Annotated in this window: 12 protein-coding genes; 8 read left to right on the plus strand and 4 right to left on the minus strand. The window is 65.8% G+C overall.

Going from position 1 to position 15,603, the window contains the following annotated elements; genetic code table 11:
* The first annotated feature begins 9 nt into the window (after positions 1-9).
* Positions 10-2,220: a phosphate acetyltransferase gene (gene pta / locus E3T51_RS13185; protein WP_134530219.1), complete on the plus strand. Its 2,211-nt coding sequence runs from the start codon at positions 10-12 to the stop codon at positions 2,218-2,220.
* Positions 2,217-3,440, plus strand: a complete 1,224-nt coding sequence (locus E3T51_RS13190; RefSeq protein ID WP_134530220.1) for an acetate/propionate family kinase — start codon at positions 2,217-2,219, stop codon at positions 3,438-3,440. Before pta ends, E3T51_RS13190 begins: the two co-directional genes overlap by 4 nt.
* A gap of 113 nt (positions 3,441-3,553) precedes the next feature.
* Here the strand turns inward: E3T51_RS13190 and E3T51_RS13195 are convergent, their stop codons facing one another.
* Complete coding sequence (locus E3T51_RS13195) at positions 3,554-4,474, minus strand: type IV toxin-antitoxin system AbiEi family antitoxin domain-containing protein (protein WP_134530221.1); 921 nt, start codon at positions 4,472-4,474, stop codon at positions 3,554-3,556.
* Positions 4,475-4,731: 257 nt separating this feature from the next.
* Here E3T51_RS13195 and E3T51_RS13200 point away from each other — a divergent pair, with 257 nt between their 5' ends.
* From E3T51_RS13200 to E3T51_RS13225, 6 genes are all read left to right on the plus strand, one after another.
* The gene (locus E3T51_RS13200) at positions 4,732-7,317 is read left to right on the plus strand and encodes a DNA polymerase III subunit gamma and tau (RefSeq protein WP_134530222.1); all 2,586 of its coding nucleotides are present in this window, start codon (positions 4,732-4,734) and stop codon (positions 7,315-7,317) included.
* A gap of 3 nt (positions 7,318-7,320) precedes the next feature.
* Positions 7,321-7,920, plus strand: a complete 600-nt coding sequence (recR, locus tag E3T51_RS13205; protein WP_104192574.1) for a recombination mediator RecR — start codon at positions 7,321-7,323, stop codon at positions 7,918-7,920.
* A 298-nt stretch (positions 7,921-8,218) separates the two neighbouring features.
* Complete coding sequence (locus E3T51_RS13210; RefSeq protein ID WP_134530223.1) at positions 8,219-9,496, plus strand: aspartate kinase; 1,278 nt, start codon at positions 8,219-8,221, stop codon at positions 9,494-9,496.
* Positions 9,497-9,722: 226 nt separating this feature from the next.
* Positions 9,723-10,793, plus strand: a complete 1,071-nt coding sequence (locus E3T51_RS13215; RefSeq protein WP_134530224.1) for an aspartate-semialdehyde dehydrogenase — start codon at positions 9,723-9,725, stop codon at positions 10,791-10,793.
* Positions 10,794-11,113: 320 nt separating this feature from the next.
* The gene (locus tag E3T51_RS13220) at positions 11,114-12,544 is read left to right on the plus strand and encodes a malate:quinone oxidoreductase (RefSeq protein ID WP_241989346.1); all 1,431 of its coding nucleotides are present in this window, start codon (positions 11,114-11,116) and stop codon (positions 12,542-12,544) included.
* A 343-nt stretch (positions 12,545-12,887) separates the two neighbouring features.
* Positions 12,888-13,196 carry a hypothetical protein gene (locus tag E3T51_RS13225; RefSeq protein WP_134530226.1) on the plus strand — a complete coding sequence of 103 codons (309 nt, stop codon included), beginning with the start codon at positions 12,888-12,890 and terminating at the stop codon, positions 13,194-13,196.
* Positions 13,197-13,480: 284 nt separating this feature from the next.
* Here the strand turns inward: E3T51_RS13225 and E3T51_RS13230 are convergent, their stop codons facing one another.
* The 3 genes from E3T51_RS13230 to E3T51_RS13240 all read right to left on the minus strand — a co-directional run bounded on the left by E3T51_RS13230 (position 13,481) and on the right by E3T51_RS13240 (position 15,475).
* Positions 13,481-13,762, minus strand: a complete 282-nt coding sequence (locus tag E3T51_RS13230; RefSeq protein ID WP_134530227.1) for a hypothetical protein — start codon at positions 13,760-13,762, stop codon at positions 13,481-13,483.
* A gap of 24 nt (positions 13,763-13,786) precedes the next feature.
* On the minus strand, positions 13,787-14,236 hold the full coding sequence (locus tag E3T51_RS13235) for a DUF2339 domain-containing protein (RefSeq protein WP_134530228.1): 450 nt from the start codon (positions 14,234-14,236) through the stop codon (positions 13,787-13,789).
* Positions 14,237-14,356: 120 nt separating this feature from the next.
* The gene (locus E3T51_RS13240; RefSeq protein WP_134530229.1) at positions 14,357-15,475 is read right to left on the minus strand and encodes a DNA topoisomerase IB; all 1,119 of its coding nucleotides are present in this window, start codon (positions 15,473-15,475) and stop codon (positions 14,357-14,359) included.
* Positions 15,476-15,603: the final 128 nt, after the last annotated feature.

The following is a 15,603-nucleotide window of genomic DNA, read 5'->3' on the forward strand; positions in this document are numbered from 1 at the left end:
ATGGACACCGTGGCTCGAAGCATCTATATCACCAGCGCCGAAGGTAATACCGGCAAATCTTCAATCGCTCTCGGCGTGCTCGACACGCTCACCCACCTTGTGGAGCGGGTCGGTGTGTTCCGACCCGTCGCCCGCACCGCGACCGAACCGGACTACGTCGTCGAGCTGCTGCTGCGACACCTCAAGGCCAACGCCGGACCCGGCGCCTTGGCTGGGCAGACCTACGAGCAGAGCATCGGTGTCAGCTACGACGACGTCAACACCGACCCCGATGCAGCCCTCGCTCGCATCGTTGCGCGCTACAAAGCGATCGAAGCGATCTGCGACACGGTCGTCGTCATCGGCAGTGACTACACCGACGTCGGCAGCCCCACCGAACTCGCCTTCAATGCCCGCATCGCCGCGAACCTCGGCGCCCCTGTGCTGCTCGTGCTCGGCGGCCGTGTCGGCCCCGGTGAGGGCGAACGCCTCGGCCAGAGCGACGCCCGCTCGGCCGTGGATATCGGCCAGCAGACCGACGTAGCGCTGGCGGAATTGCGCGACGAACACGCATCCATTTTGGCGATTATCGTCAACCGCGCTGATGAAAACGCTCTGCCGCAGATTATCGACGTGGTGCGCGCCACGACCAACGCCCAGCCGGCGCGCTCGGGCGGAGCGTTCGGCGTGCCGATCTGGGCGATTCCCGAAGACCCCTACCTTGTGGCGCCGAGCATGCAGAGCATCATGGAGGCGACCGAAGGCACCCTGATCAAGGGCGATCCCGCTCTGCTGGCCCGCGAGGCGCTGGGCATCGTCGTGGCGGCGATGTCGATGGTCAACGTGCTGCCGCGCCTGATCGAGGGCGCTGTCGTCGTCGTTCCCGGTGACCGCGAGGATGTGCTGCTGGCTGTTCTGCTCGCCAACGCTTCCGCGACGTTCCCGTCGATCGCCGGCATCGTGCTCAACGGCGGTTTCGAACTGCCCGACGCGATCCAACGGCTGATGGAAGGCCTCGCGCCGTCGCTGCCGATCATTAGGTCGCCGCTCGGCTCCTACGACACGACCATGCGCATCACCCGCACCCGTGGGCGGCTCGCCGCCGACTCGCAGCGCAAGCACGACACCGCGCTGGCCCTGTTCGAGAGGCACGTCGACGCATCCGCTTTGCTCGACCGGCTCGACGTCAGCCCGACCGAGGTCGTCACCCCGCTTATGTTCGAGTACGCACTGCTCGAACGCGCGCGGCAAAACCGCCAGCACATCGTGCTCCCCGAGGGGGAGGACGACCGTGTGCTGCGCGCCGCCGCGACACTACTGGCCCGCGATGTGGTCGAACTGACCATCCTCGGCGAGGAATTCGAGGTTCGCTCGCGCGCCATCGGACTCGGGCTCGACATCTCCAAAGCCCACGTCGTGAGCCCCTACGACGACCTACTGCGCCTGAAATTTGCGCAGGAATATATGCAGTTGCGAGCACATAAGGGAATCACGCTCGACCAGGCCAACGAGACCGTCACCGACGTGAGCTACTTCGGAACCATGATGGTGCAGCTGGGGCTCGCCGACGGCATGGTTTCCGGTGCCACCCACACCACCGCGCACACCATCCGGCCGAGCTTCGAGATCATCAAGACCCAGGCCGGCGTCGGCGTCGTGTCGAGTGTGTTCCTCATGGCGCTCGCCGACCGCGTGCTCGTCTACGGCGACTGCGCCGTTATCCCGGTGCCGACTGCCGAGCAGCTCGCCGACATCGCCATCTCGGCGGCGGCGACGGCCGTGCAGTTCGGCATCGAGCCGCGCATCGCGATGCTGTCGTACTCCACCGGAACTTCCGGCGAGGGCGCCGACGTTGAGAAGGTGCGCGCCGCCACCGCCCTCCTGCGCGAGCGCCGGCCTGACCTGCTGGTCGAAGGCCCGATTCAGTACGACGCAGCAGCGGATGCCGCGGTCGCCGCCACGAAGATGCCCGGTTCCAGCGTGGCTGGCCGCGCCACCGTATTCATCTTTCCCGACCTGAACACCGGTAACAACACCTACAAGGCCGTGCAGCGCAGCGCTGGCGCTGTCGCGATCGGCCCCGTGCTGCAGGGCCTGCGCAAGGCGATCAACGACCTCTCCCGCGGCGCCCTCGTGCAGGACATCGTCAACACCGTCGCGATCACGGCCATCCAGGCCGCCGGGCTGACGGATGCCGCGGTACCGGCTCGGGACGCCACTCCGGCCGGAGCCACTCGATGACGGCTGTTCTGGTCGTCAATTCCGGGTCGAGCTCGTTCAAGTACCAGCTCATCGAAATGGACACCGAAACCACCCTCGCGAGTGGGCTGGTGGAGCGTATCGGAGAGCTAATCGGGCAGTCCTCGCATTCTGTCGCCGCGACCGATTCGGCAAGCGACGTTCCGGCATCCGCTGATCAGAAATCGAAGCGCGAGCTGCCCATTCCCGACCACACAGCCGGATTCGCGGTCATGCTGGAGGCGTTCGCGGCGCACGGGCCGTCGCTGGCCGAGCACGCGCCGGTTGCCGTCGGGCACCGGGTGGTGCACGGCGGGGCACGTTTTCACGAGCCGACCCTGGTGACGCCGCAGGTCGAGCGCGACATCGACGAGCTGTCCGGGCTCGCACCGTTGCACAACCCGGGCGCGCTGCAGGGCATCGTCGCGGCCGGGGAGACCTTCGCGGATGTGCCGCACGTTGCCATTTTCGACACTGCGTTTCACCAGACCTTGCCGTCAGAAGCTTTCACCTATGCGATAAACGCCGATTTGGCCGATCGGTTTCGCATCCGCCGCTACGGTTTTCACGGCACCAGCCACGGCTTTGTCGCGCGCGCGGCGGCCATCTTTCTGAAACGACCGGTCGAAAATCTCAACCAGATTGTACTGCACCTCGGCAACGGCGCATCGGTCTGTGCGGTTGCGGGCGGCCGTTCGGTCGAGACCAGCATGGGCATGACGCCGCTGGAGGGACTCGTCATGGGCACCCGCACCGGCGACATCGATGCGGGTGTGCTGTTCCACCTGAACCGTCGGGCCGGACTCGACTTCGACGAACTCGACACCCTGCTCAACCGGGGCAGCGGACTGCTTGGCCTGACCGGCCGCGGTGACATGCGCGACGTGATGGAAGCCGCCGCCGCTGGTGACGGGCCATCGGAGCTCGCGATCGACGTGTATGTGCACCGGATCAAAGGTTATGTCGGGGCGTACTACGCGCAGCTCGGCCGGGTCGATGTGATTTCGTTCACGGCCGGTGTCGGTGAGAACGCGCCGCTCGTGCGTGAACGGTCGCTCGCCGGGCTGGAGGCGCTGGGCATCCGCATTGATCCAAAGCGCAACGCCGCACCCTCTCGCGGCGCCCGGGTGATCAGCGCCGACGACTCCGCGGTCACCGTGCTGGTGGTTCCCACCAACGAAGAGCTCGAGATCGCCCGCCAGACCCTCGCAACGGTGCGCTAGGCGGCTGCCGACCCACACCCGTTGTACGTAATGCCGGTAAATCTGGGACACTCCGTCGTAAATCAGGATGAAACCCGGCGTGTCGCGAAATTTACCGGCGTTAGCTACGCGGGTCACCACCACGGCTCGTTCCGGCCGTGGACTCGGCGACCGTGGCGGCGATCTCGGAGCCGACGCGCATCCGCAACCGTGCGTTCGATCGCCGCGAGAGTCGTTGCCCACTCGAACATGACGTGCTGATACGACAATCGCAGAGTCCGTCGGCCCAGCCCCTCGACCATCAGATCTCTGTCGTAATCGGAGCCGAGCCTTGCTGCCCCATGCCACTGCCGTCCATCAATCTCGAGCGCGACGCAATCGTCAACGACGAGGTCTTCGCGAATCGACCCGCGCCAGGTACCAATTTGGCCCTGCGCCACGACGGTGAAGCCGTGATGACGCAGTCGTCGGCGCGTCAGGGTTTCCAGCCCCGAATCCGCGGTGTCCTCCATTTCCCGAAGACCCGGCGCCAGCCGTGCCGGTGCAAGCACGCACAGACGACGAAGCTCGGCGGGCGTGATGAATTTGAGGTGTTGAGCCGATTCCAGACAGGCGATCGCGTTCTCCTCGTCAAGACAATGGATGGCCTGCCACACCGCTTCCAGAGGGTCGACCATCCACGACTGTCCGGTTCGGGCGAACCGCGGCGATGCTCCGTGAAAGTGCAGTTCGCGTCCGCTCTGGTCGGTACTCGGGCGGGCGATCGCGCCGCCGCCACGGGCATCCGCTGGGCGCATGAGGTGCAACGCGGAATGCATGCCAGACCAGACACCGAACCGATGTACGGCACTGACACACGCGATCTGCGCGTGCAGCGCTGCGGCCTGGCGCTGCTCGGCATCGGCGTGCGCGCAGACATAGATGCCGCGGGCTGCCCGAGCAATATATCCTGCTTGCAGCGCGGCTCGAATTTCGCGGGCGCTGATCCCTCGGCGAAATAGTTCGTCGGTTGTGGCGACGTGACCGATAGAGCACACAATCTGAAGCGCACGCATGCCGCGAGAATGCCGGATCCAGCCTCTACACGGGGGCGAACAAGCCAATCTGCGCACAAGCGGATGCTGCGCCCGCCTGGGGAGGAGGCTCCCGCTGCACGCAATGCCGGTAAAAATCTCAACACGCCGCAAATCGCGCCGTATTTGAACGGTGTGTCTCAGATCTGCCGGTTTTACGTGCCAGTCAGACCGACGGGTTAGGCGCGGTCTCTGTGGCAGGCAGGCGAGTGTCGGTGCGGGCAAGTACCATTGAGAACGTGGTTACCGCCCTGTATCGCCGCTACCGGCCAGAGACCTTTGCCGAGATGATCGGTCAGTCCCAAGTGACCGATCCACTGATGACGGCCCTTCGCACCAACCGGGTGAATCACGCCTATCTGTTCAGTGGTCCGCGCGGCTGCGGCAAGACGACGTCGGCGCGCATCCTGGCCCGCTGCCTGAACTGTGCTGAGGGTCCCACCGACACCCCGTGCGGTGTCTGCCCCAGCTGCGTCGAACTTGCCCGTGACGGCGGCGGCTCCCTCGATGTCGTCGAGATCGACGCAGCGAGCCACAACGGTGTCGATGACGCCCGCGATATTCGCGAGCGGGCCATCTTCGCGCCGGCCCGCGACCGCTACAAAATCTTCATCCTCGATGAGGCGCACATGGTCACGCCGCAAGGCTTCAACGCGCTGCTCAAGATCGTCGAAGAGCCACCGGAACACGTGAAATTCATCTTCGCGACCACCGAGCCCGAAAAAGTGATCGGCACCATCCGCTCGCGTACCCACCACTATCCGTTTCGGCTGGTGCCGCCGGGACCGATGCTCGAATACGTGCAGCAGATGTGCGAGACCGAGAAGATGGTCGTTGCCCCCGGGGTGTTGCCGCTCGTCGTGCGCGCCGGCGGTGGCTCACCGCGCGATACTCTTTCGCTCCTTGACCAGCTCATGGCCGGGTCTGACGGGCAGTCGATTGAGTATGAGCGCGCCGTGGCGCTGCTGGGGTACACGAGTGCGTCCCTGCTCGATGAGGCCGTTGAGGCCATTGGCGCCCGCGATCCAGCCGCCGCGTTCGACGCGGTCGACCGGGTCATCCAGACCGGGCAAGATCCACGACGGTTCGTCGAAGACCTTCTGGAACGCATGCGCGACCTCATCATCGTCGCGGCCACGAGCGTTGCGGGGGCGGCGGCCGTGCTGCGCGGGGTACCGCAAGACGAACTCGAGCGCATGAACGTGCAGGCCGCCGCCTTTGGTGCGGCCGAACTCTCGCGCACCGCCGATATTCTGAACGCCGCGCTCACCGAGATGAGCGGGGCCACCTCGCCGCGTCTGCACCTCGAGCTCATGATCGCGCGGGCCCTGATTCCCGCGACCGATGACACGACCCGCGGGGCCTTGGCCCGGGTCGAGCGCCTCGAGCGTCGCATCGGCGTCGACGGTGTTGCGGCGGCGCCCTTCGGTGGTGCTTCGGCGAATTCCGCGGGTTCCGTGCCGCAAGTGGCACAAGTCTCACCCGCACCCGCACCGCTGGTGGAGCCTGCCGAGACTCCCACTCCGGGAATGCGGCCTTTCTCCGCAGCGTCGCCTTCTTCCACGCCCGCACCCTCGATGCCCGCACCCTCGCCGCCAGCACCCTCGCCGCTGGCCGAGTCTGCACAACCGGTAGCTGAGTTTGCCATTTCGAGATCGCAGGCTGACCGCCCCGCCGTCGTCCCCGGCGCCCCGGTCTCTCTGCAGCAGCTCAAGGACGCCTGGCCGGAGATTCTCGAAGCCGTCAAGACCGAGAAGACCACGGCGTGGCTCGTCGTCTACACCGCTCAGGTACTCGGCCTGAACGGCGACGTGCTCGCCCTCTCGTTCCCGAGCCAGGCCGACGTCGAGAGCTTCAAGCAGCAAAAGGTTCCCGGAATGGGAACCAGTGATTTTCTACGCACCGCGATCGTCGCCGTGCTTGGCCTGCGTGTTAAATTCATCGCACGCGTCGAAGCGAGCCGTGAGACCTCCTCGCCCAGCGCGTCATCCGGTGCCTCGCCGACCGTCGCCGCGGAGCCTGCGCCGGCAGCCCCCGCACTTGAATCAACCCAAGTCGCGGTGCCCGCTGCTGATTCGACCCCGCGCACTGCGCCGGCCGCCGCCGCTGCTGTGCGCGAGGGCGCATCATCGGCCGCAGGCGCATCACTGGTTGCCGCATCAACCAGTGGGTGGGCCACCGTGGCCATCCCCGGTTCGCCCAACGGTCCGGCAGTGCCCGTCATCGCCGACGAGACAACGGATGCGGCCGACGCCCCTGCGCTGGTTTCGACGGCTGCGCCGATCTCGACCTCGACCTCGACCTCGGCGTCCGAGTCGGTGCCCTCGGTTTCGACTTCCGATGCGGTGAAGTCTGCATCGACCGAGGCCGCCGCGTCGTTCTCCCAGCCGCAGCCCAATGACCAGCCGCAGCCCAATGACGAGCCCCAGCCCAATGACGAGCCCCAGCCCAATGACGAGCCGCCGTTCGACGACGTGCCTCCGCCGTTCGATGACGACGTTCCCCCAGAGATCGATGCACCCGCCGACGAACGTGTGCCGAACTACGCGGCGCAGCGCGAGGCGTCAGCTGTGCAGACCAACGCTGTGCAGGTTAGCGCTGTGCAGACCAACGCTGTGCAGACCAACGCTGTGCAGACCAGCGCGCAGCGTGGGCGGCAGCACCCGAACGCCGGCCAGCGAGGCGCCCCGAAGGATTCGTCGCGGGCGCCGTCGTTCCAAGAGAAGCAGCGCTACGGCGAGGCCGTCGTGCGCGAGATACTCGGCGCCACCTTCATCGAAGAGCAGCCGTACACCGCGGCGCCCCGAACCAGAAACGACTACTAGACCATGTATGAAGGCATCGTTCAGGAACTGATCGACGAGCTCGGCCAACTTCCCGGCATCGGCCCCAAATCAGCCCAGCGCATCGCATTCCACATTCTGCAGACCGAGAAGTTCGACGTGACGCGGCTGGCGAATGTGCTGCTTGAGGTGCGCGACAAGGTGCGGTTCTGTGAAATTTGCGGAAATGTTTCCGAGCAGCCAACCTGCCTGATCTGCCGTGACCCGCGCCGAGACCCCACGTCAATCTGCGTGGTTGAAGAGGCCAAGGACGTCGTAGCAATCGAGCGCACCCGCGAATTCAAGGGGCTCTACCACGTGCTCGGCGGAGCCATCAGCCCGATCGACGGCGTCGGCCCCGACGACCTGCGCATCCGTCAGCTGATGCAGCGTCTCGCCGATAATACCGTGCAGGAGGTTATCATCGCGACCGACCCGAACCTCGAGGGGGAGGCCACCGCGACCTACCTGTCGCGCCTGCTCACAACGCTTGAGATTAAGGTGACCCGCCTCGCCTCCGGACTGCCGGTGGGGGGTGACCTCGAGTACGCCGACGAGGTCACCCTCGGCCGCGCCTTCGAGGGCCGCCGCGAGGTCGCGCACTAGCCGCTCCCGCCCCGCCGCCCGGGTAAATCCCACCACCCCCGGCGCACCCGCCCTCTTTTGGGACGCGGATGGGCCCCGTCTTTGGGCCCAGTTTATAGACCAGGCCCAGGGTCATAGGGCTGGCCCAGCCAGCGGATGCCCCGACCGCGCCACCCGCCCCCACCCCGCCGCGCAGCGTCACCAACCCCCACCCCGCCGCGCAGCGTCACATGGCACCGACCCCGAGCGCCAGCATTTAGAATGGAAGCTTGGACGCGGCGCGCATGATCTGCCCGCAAACCCCCATCTCAGGAGTCATATGAGCTTGATCGTGCAGAAGTTCGGCGGGTCATCTGTCGCCGATGCCGAAAGTATCAAGAGGGTCGCCAAGCGCATCGTCGATACCCGCAAGGCTGGCAACGAGGTGGTCGTCGCCGTCTCGGCGATGGGCGACAGCACTGACGAACTGCTCGACCTCGCCCATCAGGTCACGCCGCTGCCCGCCCCGCGCGAACTCGACATGCTGCTCACGGCTGGCGAACGCATCTCGATGGCGCTGCTCGCGATGGCTATCAAAAGCCTCGGCTACGACGCACGCTCCTTCACCGGAAGCCAGGCCGGCATGATCACGGATGCCCGTCACGGCTCCGCGCGCATCGTCGACGTCACACCGGGACGCATCCGTTCGGCGCTCGACGAGGGTGCCGTCGCTATCGTCGCCGGTTTCCAGGGCTTCAATCGCGACACCAAAGACATCACCACCCTCGGCCGGGGCGGCTCCGATACCACCGCCGTCGCCCTCGCTGCTGCCCTCGATGCCGATATTTGCGAGATCTACACCGATGTCGATGGCGTCTTCACAGCGGATCCGCGCGTCGTTCCCCGTGCCCGTAAGCTCGAACGCGTCACGAGCGAAGAGATGCTGGAACTGGCCGCTGCGGGGGCCAAGGTTCTGTATATTCGCGCGGTGGAATATGCGCGGCGGCACGGCGTCACGCTGCACGTGCGCTCCTCGTTCAACAACAACACCGGCACCATCGTGTACAACGCCGTGACCGCGCGAGAAAAAGGAGAAATCGTGGAAGAGCCAATCATCGCCGGAATCGCCGCTGACCTGAGTGAGGCGAAGGTCACCGTGGTCGGTGTGCCCGACATCCCCGGTAAGGCCGCGCTCATCTTCAAGATCGTCGCGCGCACCAACGCCAACGTCGACATGATCGTGCAGAACGTGTCGGCTGCCGCCACCGGGCTCACCGACATCTCGTTCACGCTGCCTAAGTCGGAAGGTGAGCGGGTGCTCACCGCGCTGACCAACGAGAAGGAGCTCATCGGTTTCACGAGCCTGCAGTACGACGACCAGATCGCCAAGCTCGCTCTGGTCGGCGGCGGCATGCGCACCAATACCGGCGTCTCGGCGAAACTATTCGAGGCCCTCTACGAGGCGGGAATCAACATCGAAATGATCTCGACGAGCGAGATCCGCATCTCGGTGGTCACCCGGGCCGACACCATCAACGAGGCCCTCCGCGTGGTGCACACCGCGTTCGGGCTCGACGGCGAGATCGAGGCCGTCGTGCACGGCGGCTCCGGCCGCTAGCCCGCACGTTTCGGGCCAAACGGATGCCTCCGCTTCCCCAAAACCCACCCCACCGCCTTCTTCACGTTCATAACTCCTGCAATTTGCCACCATCGTCTTTGACTTCCCTGTAATTACGCGGGAGTGTACCAACGGGCGAGGAAATTGCAGGAGTTACGCTCCAGAACGGCGGGGGAGCCTTGCAGCATGAAGTGCCCGTGAGGGCGAACGACGTTAGGAAACACACGTGACCACCTCAGTCAATACAGTCGGTATCAACATCGGCGTCGTCGGAGCCACCGGACAGGTCGGTGCAGTGGTGCGCCGCTTGCTTGAGGAGCGCGATTTTCCGGTCAAGAGCATCCGCTTCTTCGCCTCGGCCCGCTCGGCCGGCAGCACCCTCACCTTCAAGGGCGAGCCGATCACGGTCGAAGACGCCTCGATCGCCGACCCCACCGGGCTCGACGTGGCCATCTTCTCGGCCGGCGCGACTCTCTCCAAGGCGCAGGCCCCGCGCTTCGCCGCGGCCGGCGTGCTGGTCGTCGACAACTCGAGTGGCTGGCGCATGGACCCGGACGTTCCCCTCGTCGTCAGCGAGGTCAACCCCGAAGCCATCAAACGGGCCGTCAAGGGCATCATCGCAAACCCCAACTGCACGACCATGGCCGCTATGCCCGTGCTCAAGGTGTTACACGATGAGGCCGGCCTCAAGCGGCTCATCGTCAGCACCTACCAGGCGGTCTCCGGCAGCGGACTGGCCGGCGCGTTCGAACTAGCCAGCCAGGTGCGCGTCGCCGCGCAAGACGAGAACCTGCTGCAGCTCGTGCACGATGGAGCTTCGGTCACGCTGCCCGAGCCCACCATCTACGCCCGTCCGATCGCGTTCGACGTGATTCCGCTCGCCGGCTCCATCGTCGATGACGGCCAGTTCGAGACCGATGAAGAGAAGAAGCTGCGCAATGAGAGCCGCAAGATTCTCGAATTGCCCGAGCTGCTGGTTTCGGGAACCTGCGTGCGCGTCCCCGTGTTCACCGGCCACTCCCTCTCGATCAACGTCGAATTCGCCAAGCCGATCAGCGTTGCCCGCGCCCAAGAATTGCTGAAAACCGCCCCCGGCGTCGAGCTGACCGACATCCCCACGCCGCTGCAGGCAGCCGGGCAAGACGCCAGCTTCGTCGGTCGCATCCGTCAGGATGAAGGCGTAGCGGATGGCCGTGGCCTCGCCCTCTTCATCAGTAACGACAACCTCCGCAAGGGCGCAGCACTGAACGCCGTGCAAATCGCCGAGCTTAGCGCCACCGCTCGAGCCGTCGTCTGAACTGAGCCCTGAGGCCGAACACCGTCCGCTGTGGTGGACCGGGCCCGGCGCCGCCTGCGCCAGGTGATCGACAACCTGTTCTCCAACGCCATCAAATACAACATCACGGGCGGTGTGCCTGGGATGATCGACCACGCTGTCCGCTCCGTCGCGAGCGTAGCCGTCGAGCAAGAGGCGACCTCCGAGCTAGCCCACGCGCCGGTAGGCGTGGGCTGCGGCCGGGCTGGGCGGTGCGGTCCGGCGCATCCGCTCGCAGCGATACACTGAAAAGTGTGAATTCTCAGGGAATCGTTGACGTAGTCCTCATTGGTGGCGGCATCATGAGCGCCACCCTCGGTACGCTCCTGAAGGAGTTGCAGCCCGACTGGCGCATTGAGGTGTACGAGCGTCTTGGCGAACTTGCCCAGGAGAGCTCGAACCCGTGGAACAACGCCGGCACCGGCCACGCGGGATTGTGCGAGCTCAACTATATGCCGCAGGCACCCGATGGGTCCGTCACCGCCGACAAGGCCGTCGTCATCAACGAGCAGTTTCAGATCAGCCGCCAGCTGTGGGCTCACCTTGTTTCCATCGGCGCCCTGCCAGAGCCGAACAAATTCATCAACTCCACCCCACACATGACCTTCGTGCACGGCAAAGCCAACGTGGAGTACCTGCGCAAGCGCCATGCGGTGCTCGCCACCGAGCCGTTGTTCGCTGGTATGGAGTTCAGCGATGACGCCGAAAAGATCGGCACCTGGACTCCGCTGCTCACCCGCAAGCGCCCGGCGGGCCAGAAGATCGCCGCCACCCGCATCGTGAGCGGCACCGACGTGGACTTCGGCGCCCTCACCCGGCTGCTGTTCGAAAACCTCGAAGAGCAGGGGGTCACGATGCACATGAACGAGCAGGTCGTCGGTCTGGGGCACAAAGCGGATGGCACGTGGGACCTCAAGCTGCTGCGCCAAGTCGGCCAGACCCGCAGCACCATCAACGCCCGTTTCGTCTTCGTCGGTGCTGGCGGTGGCGCACTGGCTCTGCTGCAGCAGAGCGGAATCCCCGAAATCAAGGGTTTCGGCGGGTTCCCGATCAGCGGTCAGTTTCTGCGCACCACAAATCCGAAGCTTGTCGCCCAGCATCAGGCCAAGGTCTACGGCAAGGCAGCCAAGGGTGCGCCGCCCATGTCGGTGCCGCACCTCGACACCCGCGTGGTCGACGGCGAAATGTCGCTGTTATTCGGCCCGTATGCCGGTTTCAGCCCCAAGTTCTTGAAGTCGAGCACGTGGTTTGATCTGCCGTTCTCCATTCGCGCGCACAACCTCGGCCCCATGCTCGCCGTCGCGCGTCACAACTTCGACCTCATGAAATACCTGATCGGTGAGGTATTCGCGTCGCGAGGTGACAAGCTCAAGGCTTTGCGCGAGTTCATTCCAACCGCGGTAGCTGAAGACTGGGAGCTCATCACGGCCGGCCAGCGCGTGCAGGTCATGAAGAAGGATGCCAAGCTCGGCGGAGTGCTGCAGTTCGGCACGGAGGTCATCACCTCGTCCGACGGCTCGATTGCCGGCTTGCTCGGAGCCTCGCCGGGAGCCTCGACGGCCGCACCGATCATGGTGGACCTGCTGGCCCGCTGCTTCCCTGACCGCATCGAAGGCTGGAAGCCGCGCATCCGCCAGATGATCCCGAGCTACGGCACCAAGCTCTCCGACGACCCAGCCGCTGCTGCCGCCTCGCTCGCCGCCACCGCCGAGGTGCTGCAACTCAGCAACTAGCGCACGTCGCGGGCCGCATCGGCTTCTGCTGGGTTTTACCTGGCCTTTTACCTGGCTTTTTGCCTGCTCGGCTTCTGTTGGGCGTCCGGTGAGGTGCATAACTCCTGCAATTTGCATGCCGCTACGGGGGCTCCTGCGCGATCACGCGGGAGTCTGGGCGTGCCCGGAACGATTTGCAGGAGTTATGCGCGCCGAGAGAGGGTGGCCGGACGGTTTTGCAGAACTTATGGGCGGCCGACGCCTTGGAATGCCGTGGGAGTTTCGTAGGAGTGGCCTGTCAACCTCTTGATTGAGACGGTCAGCCGATGTCTACTTAATGCACAAAGCAGCCCGGAGGCGGCAAGTGAACCCGAACAATGGCGTTTCGGATGCGGAAATTCTGCGCGTATCGCAGCTCGGCATCCTCCAGCTCACACCGACCGAATGGTTGGTACGAGATCCGCAAATTCTTGACGGCGACCCAGCCGCCCTGCTCGGAGTCATCCAACAGAGCGGAGACGCCTTCGAGGTGACGAAGCTCGGAGTGCTCACGACGAGGTGGTTTTACTCCTCGTTTGACCGGGCACAGGCCAGCTTTCTGGTGCGGAGTGTACCGGCGCCGCAGCCGGCTTCGCGGCTAGTCCAGCCGGTCGGTTCTCGCAGCACGGAGTAGCCGCCAAGACGCGCCGGCCACGATGCGTCGGCCACGACCCGCCCGCCAGGACCCGCCGGCCACGATGCGCCGGCCAAGACCCGCCCGCCAGGACGCGCCCGCCAAGACGAGCCGGCCACGATGCGTCGGCCAGGACCCGCCGGCCAGGCCGCGCCCGCAGGGACCCGCCCGCCAGGACCCGCCCGCCAAGATGCGCCGGTGCTCGTGGCTGCCCAGAGGTTGCGCGCCGCGCGGCCGCCGACCCCCGGGCGGCGTAGCTGCCGGGAGTCGACACCCCGGATGGTTTATATTACGTGGTTTCCGTCATCCTCTTTCGGGGTGGTCTTGGTCTCCTCTTTCTTGACGGATGCCTCGGTGCGATCCAGCAGATCGCTCACCTTGGTCTGCGCGACAGATGCCGCGTCGCGCGCAATCGTCTCGGCCTGCGAGATAACCTTCTGCGTGGCGGGGTCGCCCCAGAGCTGGTGGGCTTTGGCGCTGAGGCGGTCGTAGGCCTGGCGGCCGGCCTTGGATCCGAGCACAAAGCCCGTCGCGGTGCCGGCGATGAACAGGAATTTGCCTTTCATGGGGACTCCTTCAGATTGCGGGGTTTAGGCCGTGGGTTCGGCGCGCGTGGGATCTTCATCGTCCACATCGTGGCCGACCAGATCAGGGTTCGAGGGGTTGTCGACCGCATCGACGTCGTCGAGGTTCGCCTCGTTGTCGCGGTTGTCCTGGTCGTCTTCGCTGTCACTGTCTCGTTCGGTGTCGCTGCTCGGCTCGACCGGGGCTGCGGCGGAGGCTTCTCCGGCAGTCGACCCATCGATGCTCGGGGCCGGGCCGTCCGGGCCGGTGCTCGCGCTCGCGACCGGCATGGTCGGCTTGGTCGGCTTGGGGCGTTCCCTCGCTGGAACGTCTGGTTTTCCGCTGGCCCCGGCGTGTTCCGCGTCGGGGCCGTCAGGGCCGTCCGGACCCACGAGCTGGTCGGGATTGGTCGGTGTGCTCGGCGGTTCCGGAATATTGAGCGGCGGCTCTTCAATCGGATCAGAATCGTGGTTCACGGGCATACCTTTCTCGATGACCATAGCTGCGCCGCGGCGGGCGTCATCCAAGTTATACCCCGAACGGGGGACATGCACTTAAAGTCCCGCGCTGCCAGGGCGGCAATGTGCCGGGTGACTTCATTTGCTCTCTGTCGTGGGGCCGAGCAGAAGCGCGCGCAGCGCTGTTTCGGCCGACACCCGGCTTGCCGGGTCGATGGTTTCACCCGCGCGAAACAGATCGACGACGCGCGGGTCAACGTAACTCGTGCGGGCGATCGCCGGGGTGTTGCCGAGCGTATCGGCGGCCTGCCGCATCGCTTCGGCAATGGCGCGGTCATCGGAACGTCGGCTGCGCGTCGCCGCGCGTGGTGGCCGCCCAGCGGATGCCGGGGGAGCCGCAAACGAGGCGGGCACACGATGGGGGCCCGCCGCACCGGCCGAGCCCCTGGCAGCGGGCCCCGCAGCTCGCGCGGTGGCCGCCAGATTCACCGCCAAGCTCTGAGCCAGGCTCTCCGCGGCAGCAATCGTGCCTCGCAGGGTACGAAAGTCCTTCGCGGTGAACTCGCCGCCGGTGCGTTCCTTGATGAAATCATTGATGTCGGAGGCCGAGACGGCGTTCTCGATGTCGTCCAGCACCCAGGACAGCAGTGGTGCGGCCGGTCGTTCGCGCAGCCGGGCTCGCAGGTAGGCGGCGAGGTCGGCATCCGTTATTACGCCCTCGAACTGCTGCCCGCTCTTGGCCGGAAAATTGAGCCTGACCTCGTTGCCGCGCACCGTGACGTGCGAGCAGAGCAGGGTCGAGAGTCCGTGGCTGCCGTAGGTGTCGGCGTAGCGCTCGCTGCCGATGCGCAGTGAGGCCAGGTCGAGCATGCGAAATGCCGCGGCGAGCGCCCGAGTGCGCGGAGGGCCGTCGCCGCGCAGCTCACGGGTGACCTGGCCGCGCACCCGCGGCAGGGACGAGGCCAGCTGCAGCGCGCGCTCGAATTTAAGGCGGTCCTTCTGTTCACGCCAGACCGGGTGGTAGATGTACTGGCGGCGCTCGGCGGCGTCGATGCCGATCGCCTGGATATGACCGTTCGGGTGCGGCGAGATCCACACGTCGTTCCACGCTGGAGGGATAGCGAGGGCCCCGAACCGCTGCCGTAACTCGGGGTCGGTGACGTGTTGGCCCGCGGGGTCGCGATAGCTGAACCCTCTGCCCGCCCGCCGCCGCGTGTACCCCGGCCGGGTCGGGTCGCTGCGTCGAAGCCGGGTCATACCGGTGCTGTCTGTGCACGCATACCGGCACAGTACTGCGAATCGCCCACAAGCGGATGCCGCCACCCGCCCCGATCCTGCTAGCGCCTCGTTGCCCGCGCCCCGCGGCAGGTGTTCGGCCTCGTGGC

It is taken from the genome of Cryobacterium serini, from assembly GCF_004404025.1.
GTDB lineage: Bacteria > Actinomycetota > Actinomycetes > Actinomycetales > Microbacteriaceae > Cryobacterium > Cryobacterium serini.

Coding starts and splice junctions, on each gene's coding strand:
- recR (WP_104192574.1), top strand. CDS start 7,321: ATGTATGAAGGCATCGTTCAGGAACTGATCGACGAGCTCGGCCAACTT.
- E3T51_RS13190 (WP_134530220.1), top strand. CDS start 2,217: ATGACGGCTGTTCTGGTCGTCAATTCCGGGTCGAGCTCGTTCAAGTAC.
- E3T51_RS13230 (WP_134530227.1), bottom strand. CDS start 13,762: ATGAAAGGCAAATTCCTGTTCATCGCCGGCACCGCGACGGGCTTTGTG.
- E3T51_RS13240 (WP_134530229.1), bottom strand. CDS start 15,475: ATGACCCGGCTTCGACGCAGCGACCCGACCCGGCCGGGGTACACGCGG.
- E3T51_RS13195 (WP_134530221.1), bottom strand. CDS start 4,474: ATGCGTGCGCTTCAGATTGTGTGCTCTATCGGTCACGTCGCCACAACC.
- E3T51_RS13210 (WP_134530223.1), top strand. CDS start 8,219: ATGAGCTTGATCGTGCAGAAGTTCGGCGGGTCATCTGTCGCCGATGCC.
- E3T51_RS13220 (WP_241989346.1), top strand. CDS start 11,114: ATGAGCGCCACCCTCGGTACGCTCCTGAAGGAGTTGCAGCCCGACTGG.